Origin of the sequence: Microbacterium natoriense, from assembly GCF_030816295.1 — a bacterium.
Classification (GTDB): Bacteria; Actinomycetota; Actinomycetes; order Actinomycetales; family Microbacteriaceae; genus Microbacterium; species Microbacterium natoriense_A.
Window position 1 is genome coordinate 2,688,918 of sequence record NZ_JAUSXV010000001.1, and the last position, 14,075, is coordinate 2,702,992.

A 14,075-nucleotide genomic window follows, 5' to 3' on the forward strand; every position below is an offset into this window, starting at 1 on the left:
ACCTACTTCTTCGGCGCGAGCTGCTCGATGATCGCCTTGGCGACGTCCTGCATGGTGAGGCGACGATCCATCGACGCCTTCTGGATCCAGCGGAAGGCCTCAGGCTCGCTCAGGCCCATCTTCTCGTTGAGCAGTCCCTTGGCGCGATCGACGAGCTTGCGGGTCTCGAAGCGTTCGACCATGTCGGCGACCTCGGCCTCGAGCGTGATGATCTGCTCGTGACGCGCGAGAGCGATCTCGATCGCGGGCAGCAGGTCGTTCGGCGTGAACGGCTTGACGACGTACGCCAGAGCGCCCGCCTCGCTGGCGCGCTCGACGAGTTCCTTCTGGCTGAACGCGGTCAGCAGCACGACGGGAGCGATGTTGCCCTTGTGCAGCTTCTCGGCTGCGCTGATGCCGTCGAGCTGGGGCATCTTCACGTCCATGATGACGAGATCGGGACGCAGTTCGGTCGCGAGTGCCACCGCCGTCTCGCCGTCGCCGGCTTCTCCGACGACGTCGAAACCGTTGTCGCGGAGGATCTCGACGATGTCGAGACGGATCAGCGATTCGTCCTCGGCGACGACGACGCGTCGGGGGGCGGATGCCGTGGGCTGCTCAACCTGTTCTTCGGTCACGGGTCCATCTTAGTAGAGCCGTACCGAGTGCAAGCCGCAGGCCGCACGCCGGGCGGTTCCACCTCTCCCCCTGCGCTAAAGTCGAAGGTGCGACACACGAGCCGGCGTGGCGGAATGGCAGACGCGGAGCACTCAAAATGCTTTGTCCGAAAGGGCGTGTGGGTTCGAGTCCCACCGCCGGCACCAGAGAGGTCGAGCCTTTGCACAGGCTCTCTCCCCTCATGAGGCGAGAGCAGCCAGCTCTGCCATCACGCGCGGATGCGCGAGAACCCGGAAGTGACCTCCGGTGTCGAGCAGGACGTTCTTCGCGCCCGGCAACTCGCTGCCCTCGGGGATGTGCGGATCGAAGCGCGCGTACACCGACACGATCCTGGCGTTCACGTCGGCCTGCGTCGACAGGGCGCGGATCGACGGGTCGTCGGGCGAGAACGCTCGGAGCGTGCGCACCGGCATCCGCCGCGCGTAGCGCGACCCGCCGAACGGAGTCGCGATCGCGAGCATCGAGCGCACTCTGTCGGCCGCAGGCCCGAGCATGACCTGCTTCCCGGCCAATCCGCCCTTGCTGTGCGCGACGAGGATCACGTCGCGCAGGTCGTGCTGCTGCAGGTAGTCGGTCACCTGTGTCGCCATCTCCGTGATCGGCCGACGGCTGTGAGCGAGTACCTCGAGCACATGGACCGGGTGCCCGCGATCGTGCAGGGCCTCGACGAGCGGCTGCAGAAAACGCCAGGTCTCGTAGACCCCCGGCAGCACGACGATCGGCGCGGCGTCACCGTTGGCGAAGGATCCGGCATCCGTGCGCCCGAAGAAGGCCCGCACCTGCCACACAGCCGCGTACGCGTAGTCGGCCGCCCACCAGCCGAGATTCCGCAGGGCGTTCATCGGTCCGTCCAGACGCGCGTCGCGTGGAAGAGGATCGCGGATGCGGCGGCTCTCGGAGAGGACTGCTGCACGACATGGTGTCCTCCAGGAATCTCCACGAAGCGCGCGACCGGAGTGCGGGCTGCGATGCGCCGGCACCAGTCGCGCCCGGCCACGGGATCGCGTCCTCCTCGCATCACGAGCACCGGCGTTCTGAGCGTGGCAGCCTTGTCCTCGGTCGGATACGCCAGCATGTGCCGCAGTTGAGTGAGATACCAGGGCACGCCGCAGCGGAGGTAGTCGGTGAACACGATCGAGTTGATCGACGGCGTCTCCCCCAGCGTCTCGAGTGCGAGAGCCCTCGCTTGGGACAACGGCGTGCGGTGCCTCTCGTCGGCGACCGGGCCGATCGCGACCACCATGCTCACCCACTCGGGGCGCTGCACTGCCGTCTCAATCGCCCACTGCGCGCCCATCGAGTGCCCGACGAGCACGACCTGGTCATGACCCAGCTGGGCGATGACCTCACCCAGTGCGGCCGACATCTGCGGAATGCCGATGTCGGCGGCCGGCTTGGGCAGGCCGCCGAATCCGGGCAGATCGATCGACACGACGGCGGTGTCGGCGTTGAGCGCTTCGTGCAGACGCGCCAGGTAGCGATGCGACGCCCCGATGCCGTGAATCAGCACAGCCGCTGGCGCCGTCGAACCCTCAGGGCGCGGACTCTCGATCGCCCGGAATGCGAGACCGCCGATGTCGAGGCGACGTCCATGTGCAGCCATGACTGCAACCTATCGCGGGGACGACGAAGGGGGCGGGACCGAAGCCCCGCCCCCTCGAATCCGTGACGTCAGATTCCGGCCTTGTAGATCGGCGCGGCACCGCGGATGGTGTCGCCGACCTTGTGGACGCGGAGGTCGTTCGTCGAGCCGATGATGCCGGGAGGGGAACCGGAGATCACGACGACCTTGTCCCCTTCTTCGGCGAGGCCGTTGCCGAGGAGGTGCTCGTCGACCTGGTGGTACATCGCGTCGGTGTGCTGCACGACGTCGACCAGCGTGGACGTGATGCCCCACGTCAGCGCCATGCGACGGCGGATGTCGGGCTCCGGCGTGAAGGCGAGCATCGGGATGCGCGAGCGCAGACGCGACAGGCGGCGAGCAGAGTCGCCCGACTGCGTGAAGACGCAGAGGAACTTCGCGTCGACGAACTCTGCGACCTCGAGAGCGGCGAGAGTGATCGCTCCACCCTGCGTGCGCGGCTTCGTGTTGAGCGGGGGGATGCGCTCGAGGCCGTGCTCCTCGGTCGACTCGATGATGCGAGCCATCGTCTCGACCACGATGACCGGGTAGTCGCCCACGCTGGTCTCGCCCGAGAGCATGACCGCGTCGGCGCCGTCGAGCACCGCGTTCGCGACGTCGGAGGTCTCTGCGCGGGTCGGCACCGGGCTGCTGATCATCGACTCGAGCATCTGGGTCGCGACGATGACAGGCTTGGCCATACGACGGGCCAGCTCGACGGCACGCTTCTGTACGATCGGGACGGCCTCGAGAGGAAGCTCGACGCCGAGGTCGCCACGGGCGACCATGATGCCGTCGAAGGCGTCGACGATGCCCTCGAGCGCGTCCACTGCCTGCGGCTTCTCGATCTTCGCGATGACGGGCACCTTGACGCCCTCTTCGGCCATGATCTCGTGCACGCGGTCGACGTCCGAGGCGTTGCGAACGAACGAGAGCGCGATGAGGTCGGCACCGGTGCGAAGGCCCCAGCGCAGGTCGTCCTCGTCCTTTTCGCTCAGAGCGGGGACGTTGACGGCGACGCCGGGCAGGTTGATGCCCTTGTTGTTCGACACGGCACCGGCGACGATGACCTTGGTGGTGACGGTGACGCCGTCGGTCTCGACGACCTCCACCCGCACCTTGCCGTCGTCGATGAGCAGGAAGTCGCCGGGCTTGACATCCTGAGGCAGGCCCTTGAAGGTCGTGCCGCAGATGTCCTTGTTGCCGATGATGTCTTCTGTGGTGATCTTGAAGATGTCACCGGCCTGGAGCTCGTAGGGGCCGTTCTCGAACCGGCCGAGGCGGATCTTCGGGCCCTGCAGGTCGACGAGGACCGCAACGGCCCTGCCGGCGTCGTCGGCCGCGCGGCGGACGTTCGCGTAGTTGTTCTCGTGCACGGAGTAGTCACCGTGGCTGAGGTTCAGCCGGGCGACGTCGACCCCCGCTTCGATGATGGCTCGCACGGTTTCATACGTGGACGTTGCGGGGCCCAGGGTGGCGACGATTTTCGCGCGTCTCAACAGATTCTCCAGGGTAGAGGGGGATAGAAATCAGGCGACGATGCCGGGCTCAGCCTACGCGGGCTGAAGCCCGATCGCGACATCGGTCGGGCGCACCGGCTCGGGGAGGACGGTCTCGCCCATCAGGAACCGATCGACATTCGCTGCAGCGGCCCGACCTTCCGCGATGGCCCACACGATCAGCGACTGACCGCGGCCGGCATCGCCAGCCACAAAGACGCCGGGAATGGTCGACTGGTACGACGAGTCGCGCTGGAAGTTGCCGCGGTCGGTGAACTGAGGGCGCACGTCGTCGGAGAAGCCGTCCTGCTCGGGACCGGTGAACCCCATCGCGATCAGAACGAGATCAGCGGGGATCTCGCGCTCGGTGCCGCTCTTGGGCACGCGACGTCCGTCGATGTACTCGGTCTCGGCCACGCGAAGGGCGCGGACCTCGCCGACCTCGTTCGAGAGGAACTCGACGGTCGACGCGAGGTACATGCGCTCACCGCCCTCCTCGTGCGCGGACGACACCTCGAAGACGGTCGGCATCATGGGCCACGGCTGGTGGCCGGGGCGATCAGCGCCCGGCTGCTTGCCGATCGCCAGGTTCGTGACGCTCAGGGCGCCCTGACGGTGCGCGGTGCCGATGCAGTCGGCGCCGGTGTCGCCGCCGCCGATCACGATGACGTGCTTGCCCTCGGCGGTGATCTGCTCGGGGACCTTGTCGCCGGCGACCGCGTGGTTTGACTCCACGAGGTATTCCATCGCGAAGTGCACACCGTCGAGATCGCGGCCCGGGATCGCCAGGTCGCGGGGCACGGTCGAACCGGTGGCGACCACGACGGCGTCGTACCGGGCGCGGAGGTCGGCCCAGCTGATGTCCTTGCCGATCTCGACTCCCGCACGGAAGCGGGTGCCCTCCTCCTGCATCTGACGCAGGCGTGCCTCGAGCTGCGACTTCTCCATCTTGAAGTCAGGGATGCCGTAGCGGATCAGGCCGCCGATGCGATCGTCGCGCTCGAAGACCGCGACCGTGTGGCCGGCGCGCGTCAGCTGCTGCGCGGCTGCGAGACCTGCAGGTCCCGAACCGACCACCGCGACGGTCTTGCCCGTCAGACGAGCAGGCGGCTGCGCCTCGACCCAGCCCTTGCTGAACGCCTCGTCGATGATCGAGACCTCGATCTGCTTGATCGTCACCGCGGGCTGGTTGATGCCCAGAACGCAGGCGCTCTCGCAGGGCGCAGGGCACAGCCGACCCGTGAACTCCGGGAAGTTGTTGGTCGCGTGGAGTCGATCGATCGCGGCCCGGCCTTCGCCGCGCCAGGTGAGGTCGTTCCACTCCGGGATCAGGTTGCCGAGCGGGCATCCCTGGTGACAGAACGGCACACCGCAGTCCATGCAGCGACTCGCCTGGCGGCGGAGCACGGCCTGGTCACCGGGCTCGTACACCTCCTTCCAGTCGAGGATGCGCACGGGGACCGGGCGGCGGGCGGGAAGCTCGCGCTCGGTGACCTTCAGAAAACCTTTGGGATCAGCCACCGGTCACCTCCAGGATGCGGTTCCAGACGATATCGCCGTCGGGGTCGATCCCCTCGGCCACTGCTTCCTCGCGCATGCTGCGCACGGCGGCGTAGTCACGCGGGAGGACCTTCACGAACTCGGATGCGATCTTCTCGAAGTCCGCGAGGATCTCAGAGCCGAGCGGAGACGCCGTGCGCTCCACGTGCTCGGAGACGAGCCCGCGCAGGACCTCCAGGTCTGCACGGTCCAGCGGCATGAGCAGAAGCTCACCGCTGCCGAGCGACTGGGCGTTGATCTTGGCCGTGTCGAGCGAACGGACGTAGGCCACTCCCCCGGACATGCCGGCACCGAAGTTGCGTCCCGTCGGACCGAGGATCACCGCGACGCCGCCGGTCATGTACTCGAGCGCATGGTCGCCCACGCCCTCGACGACCGCCGTGGCGCCCGAGTTGCGCACGAGGAACCGTTCGCCGACGACGCCGGAGAGGAACATCGAGCCCGACGTCGCGCCATAGCCGATGACGTTGCCGGCGATGACGTTCTCGTGCGGTGCGATCGACGAGCCGCGTGGCGGGCGGATCGTGATGTCGCCGCCGGAGAGTCCCTTGCCGACGTAGTCGTTCGCGTCGCCCTCCAGGCGCAGCACGATGCCTGACGGCATGAAGGCGCCGAGGGACTGCCCGGCGGTGCCGTGCAGGGTCACGTCGATCGTCTCGCGCGGAAGACCGGCGGCACCGTGGCGTGCGGTCACCTGGTGACCGAGCATGGTCCCGACGGCGCGCTCGGTGTTCGCGATCGGCAGCTCGATCACGACGTGCTCGCCGTTCAGCAGAGCATCCTTCGCGATGTCGATGAGCTGCACGTCGAAGTGCTTCTCGAGTTCGTGGTCCTGCGCGCGGCCGCTGCGGCGAGGCTCTCCCGCCGGGAAGGCGGGGCCCTCGAGGATCGGCGTGAGGTCGAGTCCCTCGGATTTCCAGTGCTCGACGGCCGCGTCGACGCCGAGCAGCTCGGCGCGTCCGACGATCTCGTCGATCGAGCGGAAGCCCAGCTCGGCGAGGATCTCGCGGACTTCCTCGGCGATGAACTCCATGAAGTTCACGACGAACTCGGGCTTGCCCGTGAAGCGCTCGCGCAGAACCGGGTTCTGCGTGGCGACGCCGACAGGGCAGGTGTCGAGATGGCAGACGCGCATCATGATGCAGCCGCTGACGACGAGCGGCGCGGTGGCGAAGCCGAACTCCTCCGCCCCCAACAGGGCACCGATCACGACGTCACGGCCGGTCTTGAGCTGACCGTCGACCTGCACCACGACGCGGTCGCGCATGCCGTTGAGCATGAGCGTCTGCTGCGTCTCGGCGAGGCCGAGCTCCCACGGGGTGCCGGCGTGCTTCAGCGAGTTCAGCGGGCTCGCGCCCGTTCCGCCGTCGTGGCCGGAGACCAGGATGACGTCGCTGAGGGCCTTGGCGACTCCCGCCGAGACCGCGCCGATACCCGACTGGCTGACCAGCTTGGTGTGGATCCGCGCCTCGGGGTTGGCTCGCTTCAGATCGAAGATGAGCTGCTTGAGGTCTTCGATCGAATAGATGTCATGGTGAGGAGGCGGCGAGATGAGACCGACACCAGGAGTTCCGCCGCGTGTGCGCGCGACCCACGGATACACCTTCTGAGGAGGCAGCTGTCCGCCCTCACCGGGCTTGGCGCCCTGCGCGAGCTTGATCTGGATGTCATCCGACTCGGTCAGATACTGGCTGGTGACGCCGAAGCGGCCCGAGGCGACCTGCTTGATCGCGCTGCGACGCTCGGGGTCGACCAGTCGGTCGGCGTCTTCTCCACCCTCACCGGTGTTCGACTTCCCGCCGATCCGGTTCATCGCGATCGCGAGGGTCTCGTGCGCCTCCTTGGAGATCGAGCCGTAGCTCATCGCCCCGGTGGAGAACCGCTTGACGATCTCGGAGACCGGCTCGACCTCGCTGAGCGGCACCGGCTTGCGGTGCCCCGTGCGCAACGTGAAAAGACCGCGGAGAGTCTTCAGCTCCGACGCCTGGTCGTCGACCATCTTCGTGTACTCGCGGAAGATGTCGTAGCGGCGTTCGCGCGTCGAGTGCTGCAGCTTGAAGACGGTCTCGGGGTTGAACAGGTGCGGAGAGCCGTCACGGCGCCACTGGTACTCGCCGCCCGTCCAGAGACGCTCATGCGCACGCGCAGCGGCATCCTCGGGGTAGGCGTAGTCGTGACGCGCCTGGTTCTCGGCGAAGATGTCCTCGATCGTGATGCCGCCGAGCTTCGACTCGGTGCGCGTGAAGTAGGCGTCGATGACCTCCTGGCTGAGCCCGATCGCCTCGAACACCTGAGCGCCGGCGTACGACGACACGGTCGAGATGCCCATCTTCGACATGATCTTCAGCACGCCCTTGCCGAGCGCGTAGATGAGATTGCGGACGGCCTTCTCCGGCGTGATTCCCGTGATGTAGCCGGTGCGCACGAGGTGCTCCACGGTCTCCATCGCGAGATACGGGTTCACCGCCGACGCACCGTAGCCGATCAGCGTGGCCACGTGGTGCACCTCGCGCACGTCACCGGCTTCGACGATCAGACCGACCTTCATGCGGTTCTCGCGGCGGATCAGGTGATGATGCACCGCGGCGACCATGAGCAGCGAGGGGATCGGCGTGAGGTCCTTGTTGGAGTCGCGATCCGAAAGGATGATGAACTCGGCGCCGCGTTCGATGGCCTCGTCGACCTCGGCGCACATCTCGTCGAGGCGCTCGGCGAGAGCCTGGGGCCCGACGTCGAAGTGATACAGGCCCTTGACGGTCGCGCTCGAGCGGCCGGGCAGCGCCTTGTCGATGTGCCGGATCTTCGACAGCTCGTCGTTGTCGATCACCGGGAAGTCGAGCGACACCGTGCGGGTGTGCTCGGGGCCCCACGTGAGCAGGTTGCCCTCGGGGCCGAGACCGAGCTTGAGGCTCGTCACGACCTCTTCACGGATCGAGTCCAGCGGCGGGTTGGTCACCTGCGCGAACTGCTGCGTGAAGTAGTCGAACAGCAGACGCGGACGCTTGCTGAGCACGGCGATCGGGGTGTCGGATCCCATCGCGCCAAGAGGCTCGACGCCGTTCTGGCCCATCGGGGTCAGAAGGATCCGCACCTCCTCCTCGGTGTAGCCGAAGGTGCGCTGACGACGCGTGATCGAGGCGGGCGGGTGCACGATGTGCTCGCGCTCGGGCAGCTCGGCGAGGCGGACCGCCCCGGCGTCGAGCCACTCCTGCCACGGGTGCATCGTGGCGAGATCGTGCTTGATCTCCTCGTCATCGATGATCCGGCGCTGCGCCGTGTCGACGAGGAACATCTTGCCCGGCTGCAGGCGGCCGCGGCGCTTGATGCGCTCGGGCTCGAACGTGAGCACACCGGTCTCGGAGCCGATGACGATGAGTCCGTCGGTGGTCTCGGTCCAGCGCCCGGGACGCAGACCGTTGCGGTCCAGGGTCGCTCCCACAACCGTGCCGTCGGTGAAGATGAGAGCCGCAGGGCCGTCCCACGGCTCCATCTGGTTCGAGTGGTACTCGTAGAACGAGCGCAGCTCGGGCGAGATGTCGGACTGCTTCTCGTAGGCCTCGGGAACCATCATCATGATGGCGTGCGGCAGGCTGCGGCCCGTCAGCGTCAGCAGTTCGAGCACCTCGTCGAAGGAGGCGGAGTCGCTCGCGCCGTCGGTGCAGATCGGCAGCAGCGGCTCGATGTCGCCGAGAAGTTCGGACTCGAGCTGCGACTGGCGCGCGCGCATCCAGTTGCGGTTTCCGCCGACCGTGTTGATCTCGCCGTTGTGCGCGAGCATGCGAAGAGGCTGAGCGAGCGGCCACGACGGGAAGGTGTTCGTGGAGTAGCGCGAGTGCACCACGGCGAGCTCGCTCGCGAAGCGCTCGTCCTGAAGGTCGGGGTAGAACGGCTCGAGCTGCAGGGTCGTGACCATGCCCTTGTAGCCGAGCGTGCGCGCGGACAGCGTGACGAAGTAGGCGCCGAGCTCGTGACCGGCACGCTTGCGCAGGCGATAGGCGACGCGGTCGAGGGCGATGCCCGTGAGCGGAGCATCGGCGTGGGTCGCTCCCCCGGCGCTCACGAAGAGCTGCTCGAAGGCGGGCCGCGCCTCATCGGCGAGTTTGCCGAGGTGCTCGTTCACCGTCGGGACCTCGCGCCAGCCGAGCACGCGCAGTCCCTCGGCCTTCGCGATCTTCTCGATGCCGGCCTTCTGCTGACGGCGCTGGCTCGAGTCGCGCGGGAGGAATGCCAGACCTGCGGCGTATTCGCCGACCGGCGGCAGCTCGAAGCCCGTGACGGCCCGCAGGAAGGCATCCGGCATCTGCGTGAGGATGCCCGCGCCGTCTCCGGTGCCGGCATCCGATCCGATCGCACCGCGGTGCTCGAGGTTGCGCAGTGCTTCCAGCGCCAGGGCGATGATGTCGTGGCCCGCTTCGCCCCGCAGGGTCGCGACCATGGCGAGGCCGCACGCGTCCTTCTCGAACGCGGGGTTGTACATGCCCTGCTTCGGGGGGTAGGCGCCGGATGCGCCGTAGGGAGGCTGGAAATACACCTGAACCGTCCTCAGATCAGTCGGGGAGACCCGGGGACGTCATTGGCCGGGCGAATGCATGGGGTTCCGCACGGAACGGCGGCTTAGCGGGAGCCTTCCGCTTCCGTGGGAGCGGTGCTTGTGGCTGCGGCTCCTGCGGGGACTTCTTCGGCATCAGGCTCGCTGAGGTCCACGAAGTCAGAGGGATTGTTCTGCGAGTCTACAACAGCGTCGACATCGTTCCGGCCGCGACCCGGCTGGTACGGCGACGGCTCGAGGCCGGGGTGCCTGCGGCTCTGCACGACGAGGATCACGAGGCCCACGACGACGCCGAGGATCGCGGCCCAGACGTTGCTGCGAAGCCCGAAGTAGATCTCGCTGGGATCGATGCGGATCGACTCCCACACGATGCGACCGGCGCTGTACCAGATCAGGTAGATCGCGAACAGTCGGCCCCACTGCAGTGCGGTCGCCTTGCGGCTCAACCAGAGCAGGACGATGACTCCCAGACCGTTCCAGATCACCTCGTACAGGAAGGTGGGGTGGAACAGTGTGCCCTCGGGCAGGCCAGGGGGGAATGCGGAGTTCGTCGACTCGATCTCCAGGCCCCACGGCAGGTCGGTGGGAAGGCCGAAGAGCTCATGGTTGAACCAGTTGCCGAAGCGTCCCATCGCCTGCGCGAGCAGCAGGCCGGGCGCGAGGGCGTCGGCGAAGGTCCAGAAGCGGATGCCTGTCCACTTGCAGCCGAGCCAGGCGCCGATCGCTCCGCCGATCAGCGCGCCGTAGATCGCGATGCCGCCCTCCCAGATGGCCCAGATCGAGCCGGGCTGGAAGGGGTTCCACGTGTTGTGGCCCGCCCCGAAGTAGTCGTTCGGGTGCGTGAACACGTGGTAGAACCGCGCGGTGATGATCGCCAGCGGCACGGCGAGGATCGAGATGTCGATCACTACCCACGGCTCAGCCCCACGCCGCGTCAGGCGGCGGTTCGTCAGCAGCACAGCGGCGATGATGCCCGCGATGATGCAGAGCGCGTAGAAGTGGATGCGGATCGGACCCAGGTCGAAATAGGCGACGGGAGGGCTCGGGATGCTGGCGAGCACGCCGGTGAAGGTGCTGTGGAGCGCGAGGGACATGAGTGCGATTCTAGTTCTCGTGTACGGGGCGCGCCGACGACGTGCCGGTGGCCAGTGTGCGGGTGACTTCGGCGAGGGCGGGGATGCCGCCGTCGCGGAGAGCGCGGACGAGTGCAGTGCCGACGATCGCGCCGTCTGCGTACTCGCTGACGCCGGCGATCTGCTCGGCGGTGGAGATGCCGATGCCCACGCAGGCGCGCTTCGCGCCGTGCTCGCGCAGACGCCCGACGAGAGTGCGCGCGGCTCGATCGAGCTCGGCTCGCTCGCCCGTGATGCCCATGGTCGAGACCGTGTAGACGAATCCGGTGGACGCCGCGACCACGAGGTCGAGGCGGGCATCCGTCGATGTCGGAGCGGCGAGGAACACACGGTCGAGGCCCGTGCGCTCACTTGCGGCGATCCACTCCCCTGCCACCTCGGGCGTGATGTCCGGAGTGATCAGGCCGGCGCCGCCGGCCGCGAGCAGGTCGTCGGCGTAACGGTCCACACCGTACTGGAACACGGGGTTCCAGTACGTCATCACGAGGACGGGCACGTCGGTCGCGGCGGAGATCGCGCGCACGGCCGTGAACAGGTCCTTCATCTTGAAGCCGTTCGCCAGCGCCGCAGTCGTGGCCTCCTGGATCACAGCGCCGTCCATCACCGGATCGCTGTACGGCGGACCGAGCTCGATGATGTCCACGCCGTTCTCGGCGAGGGCGATCGCAGCCTGGATGCTCGTCTCGAGGTCGGGGAACCCGACCGGCAGGTAGCCCACGAACGCGCTGCGACCCGCGGCCTCGGCCTTCTGGATCGCCGCTTCCACGCGGCCGGTTCCGACGCTGACGTCGGCGCTCATGCGGAGGCTCCTTCGTCATAGAGCTTGAAGTACTTCGCCGCCGTGTCCATGTCCTTATCACCGCGACCTGACAGGCACACGGCGAGCACGGCATCCGGTCCCATCTCCTTGCCGAGGCGCAGCGCGCCGGCCAGGGCGTGCGCGGACTCCACTGCGGGGATGATCCCCTCGGTGCGGCTCAGCAGCCGCAGCGCCTGCATGGCCTCGTCATCTGTGGCCGGGATGTACTCGGCGCGGCCGATGTCGGCCAGCCAGGAATGCTCAGGACCCACGCCCGGATAGTCGAGCCCCGCAGAGATCGAGTGGGACTCGATGGTCTGCCCGTCCTCGTCTTGCAGCACGTAGGTCTTCGCGCCGTGCAGGATGCCCGGGCGGCCCCGCTCGATCGAGGCAGCGTGCTTGGCGGTGTCGACGCCGTCGCCCGCCGCTTCGACGCCGTAGAGCTTGACGTCCTCGTCGTCGAGGAAGGCGTCGAACATGCCGATCGCGTTGGAGCCGCCGCCCACGCAGGCGATCACGGCATCCGGCAGCCGACCCACCTCATCGAGAAGCTGCTGACGAGCCTCTTCGCCGATGATCTTCTGGAAGTCGCGAACCATGGCCGGGAACGGATGAGGTCCGGCCGCGGTGCCGAAGATGTAGTTGGTCGTCTCGACCGAGGCGACCCAGTCGCGATAGGCGTCGTTGATCGCGTCCTTGAGGGTGCGCGAACCCGAGGTCACCGCGACGACCTCTGCACCGAGCAGACGCATGCGGGCGACGTTGAGCGCCTGACGCTCGGTGTCGACTTCACCCATGTAGATCGTGCAGTCGAGGCCGAACAGCGCAGCCGCCGTCGCGGTCGCGACGCCGTGCTGACCGGCGCCAGTCTCGGCGATCACACGGGTCTTGCCCAGGCGCTTGGTGAGCAGAGCCTGTCCGAGCACGTTGTTGATCTTGTGCGAACCCGTGTGGTTGAGGTCTTCGCGCTTGAGGAAGACGCGAGCGCCGCCCGCGTGCTCGGCGAAGCGCGCGACCTCCGTGAGAGGAGACGGCCGGCCCGCGTAGGAGCTCAGGAGATGCGCGAGCTCCGCACGGAACCCGGGGTCGACGATCGCCTCGGCGTACGCCTCGGTCAGCTCGTCTATGGCCGCGATCAGCGACTCGGGCATGTACCGCCCGCCGTACTCGCCGAACAGCGGACCGTGCTGGTCACGCAGACTCACTGGACCTCCAGGAAGCTCTTGAGGGTGGCGACCGGATCGCCCGTGACGAGCGCCTCTCCGATCAGGACGACGTCCGCCCCCGCTGAGCGGTAGTGCATGACATCGGCGGGCGTGAGCACCGCCGACTCGGCGATCTTGACCGCGGAGTCGGGGATGCGATCGACCAGACGACCGAACAGGTCGCGGTCGAGTTCGAGCGTCTTCAGGTCCCGGGCGTTCACGCCGATCAGCGGCGAGCCGAGATCGATCGCCGCCTCGAGCTCGTCAGCCGAATGCGTCTCCACCAGAGGCGTCATTCCGAGTTCGGTGATGAAGCCGAAGAGCTCCTTCAGCACGGCGGGCTCGAGACCCGCGACGATCAGCAGGACGAGGTCGGCGCCGGCGGCCCTGGCCTCGAGCACCTGATAGCGCGTCGCGATGAAATCCTTGCGGAGCACGGGCAGCGACACACGAGCGGTGACGGCCTCGAGATCGGCGAGGCTGCCGCCGAAACGACGCTCCTCGGTGAGGACGCTGATGGCGGAGGCTCCACCCGTCTCGTACAGCGACGCCTGCAGGGCAGGATCGGGGATCTCGGCGAGGTCGCCGCGTGAGGGGCTCGCACGCTTGACCTCGGCGATGATCTTCACACGATCGGCGGGCGCCAGGAAGCCGAGGGCGTCTTTGGCGTCCGGTCGCGCGAGGGCGGCGCGCTCGACCTCGGCCAGCGGCCGGGTGAGCTTGCGACGCTCGGCGTCTGCGACAGCGCCGGCCGTCAGGTCGGCGAGGACCACTAGTGCGCCTTCGGCTGGTACTTGGGGCCCTTCGCGCCGTAACCGGCCTTGGACAGGATCCAGCCCACGAGGGCGCCGACCGGGATGAGCACGACGGATGCCCACACCAGGGTGGGCTGCTCGAGGCAGAAGAACAGCGTGCCGAGCGAGAATCCGAGGAGCATGATGATCACGGCGGCCCAGGCAGCAGGCGAGTGTCCGTGGCCGGGGTCAGCGATCGAGTTGGTCATGTTCTCCTCCGGGGGACGGCGTTGCGGGATCTGATTCAGTCTATCGGGG

Annotated in this window: 11 protein-coding genes and 1 tRNA gene; 1 reads left to right on the forward strand and 11 read right to left on the reverse strand. The window is 67.6% G+C overall.

Annotation, left to right across the window (positions count from 1 at the left end):
• Positions 1-2 precede the first annotated feature (2 nt).
• Positions 3-617: an ANTAR domain-containing response regulator gene (locus QFZ53_RS12565; protein WP_045258564.1), complete on the reverse strand. Its 615-nt coding sequence runs from the start codon at positions 615-617 to the stop codon at positions 3-5.
• A 100-nt stretch (positions 618-717) separates the two neighbouring features.
• Here QFZ53_RS12565 and QFZ53_RS12570 point away from each other — a divergent pair.
• Positions 718-803: transfer RNA gene (locus QFZ53_RS12570), tRNA-Leu, on the forward strand.
• Positions 804-836: 33 nt separating this feature from the next.
• On the opposite strand, the gene QFZ53_RS12575 is transcribed toward QFZ53_RS12570, so the two are convergent.
• From QFZ53_RS12575 to QFZ53_RS12620, 10 genes are all read right to left on the reverse strand, one after another.
• A complete protein-coding gene (locus tag QFZ53_RS12575; protein ID WP_307296895.1) occupies positions 837-1,499 on the reverse strand; it encodes an esterase/lipase family protein in 663 nt (220 codons plus the stop codon).
• Positions 1,496-2,260 carry an alpha/beta fold hydrolase gene (locus tag QFZ53_RS12580; protein ID WP_307296898.1) on the reverse strand — a complete coding sequence of 255 codons (765 nt, stop codon included), beginning with the start codon at positions 2,258-2,260 and terminating at the stop codon, positions 1,496-1,498. Before QFZ53_RS12580 ends, QFZ53_RS12575 begins: the two co-directional genes overlap by 4 nt.
• Positions 2,261-2,328: 68 nt before the next feature.
• Positions 2,329-3,777 carry a pyruvate kinase gene (gene pyk / locus QFZ53_RS12585; protein ID WP_292909830.1) on the reverse strand — a complete coding sequence of 483 codons (1,449 nt, stop codon included), beginning with the start codon at positions 3,775-3,777 and terminating at the stop codon, positions 2,329-2,331.
• A 54-nt stretch (positions 3,778-3,831) separates the two neighbouring features.
• Entirely contained in the window at positions 3,832-5,298 is a 1,467-nt protein-coding gene (locus tag QFZ53_RS12590) for a glutamate synthase subunit beta (protein WP_307296900.1), read from the reverse strand.
• A complete protein-coding gene (gltB, locus tag QFZ53_RS12595) occupies positions 5,291-9,814 on the reverse strand; it encodes a glutamate synthase large subunit (protein WP_292909876.1) in 4,524 nt (1,507 codons plus the stop codon). Before gltB ends, QFZ53_RS12590 begins: the two co-directional genes overlap by 8 nt.
• 137 nt (positions 9,815-9,951) lie before the next feature.
• Positions 9,952-10,980, reverse strand: a complete 1,029-nt coding sequence (gene lgt / locus QFZ53_RS12600) for a prolipoprotein diacylglyceryl transferase (RefSeq protein WP_307296901.1) — start codon at positions 10,978-10,980, stop codon at positions 9,952-9,954.
• A gap of 10 nt (positions 10,981-10,990) precedes the next feature.
• Complete coding sequence (gene trpA, locus QFZ53_RS12605; protein WP_307296904.1) at positions 10,991-11,818, reverse strand: tryptophan synthase subunit alpha; 828 nt, start codon at positions 11,816-11,818, stop codon at positions 10,991-10,993.
• Positions 11,815-13,023 (reverse strand): tryptophan synthase subunit beta, encoded by a 1,209-nt coding sequence (gene trpB / locus QFZ53_RS12610; protein WP_292909822.1) that lies wholly within the window; start codon positions 13,021-13,023, stop codon positions 11,815-11,817. The genes trpA and trpB overlap by 4 nt, the downstream gene beginning before the upstream one ends.
• Entirely contained in the window at positions 13,020-13,796 is a 777-nt protein-coding gene (trpC, locus tag QFZ53_RS12615) for an indole-3-glycerol phosphate synthase TrpC (RefSeq protein WP_307296907.1), read from the reverse strand. The genes trpB and trpC overlap by 4 nt, the downstream gene beginning before the upstream one ends.
• Positions 13,796-14,026 carry a DUF6704 family protein gene (locus tag QFZ53_RS12620; protein ID WP_292909818.1) on the reverse strand — a complete coding sequence of 77 codons (231 nt, stop codon included), beginning with the start codon at positions 14,024-14,026 and terminating at the stop codon, positions 13,796-13,798. Before QFZ53_RS12620 ends, trpC begins: the two co-directional genes overlap by 1 nt.
• Positions 14,027-14,075: the final 49 nt, after the last annotated feature.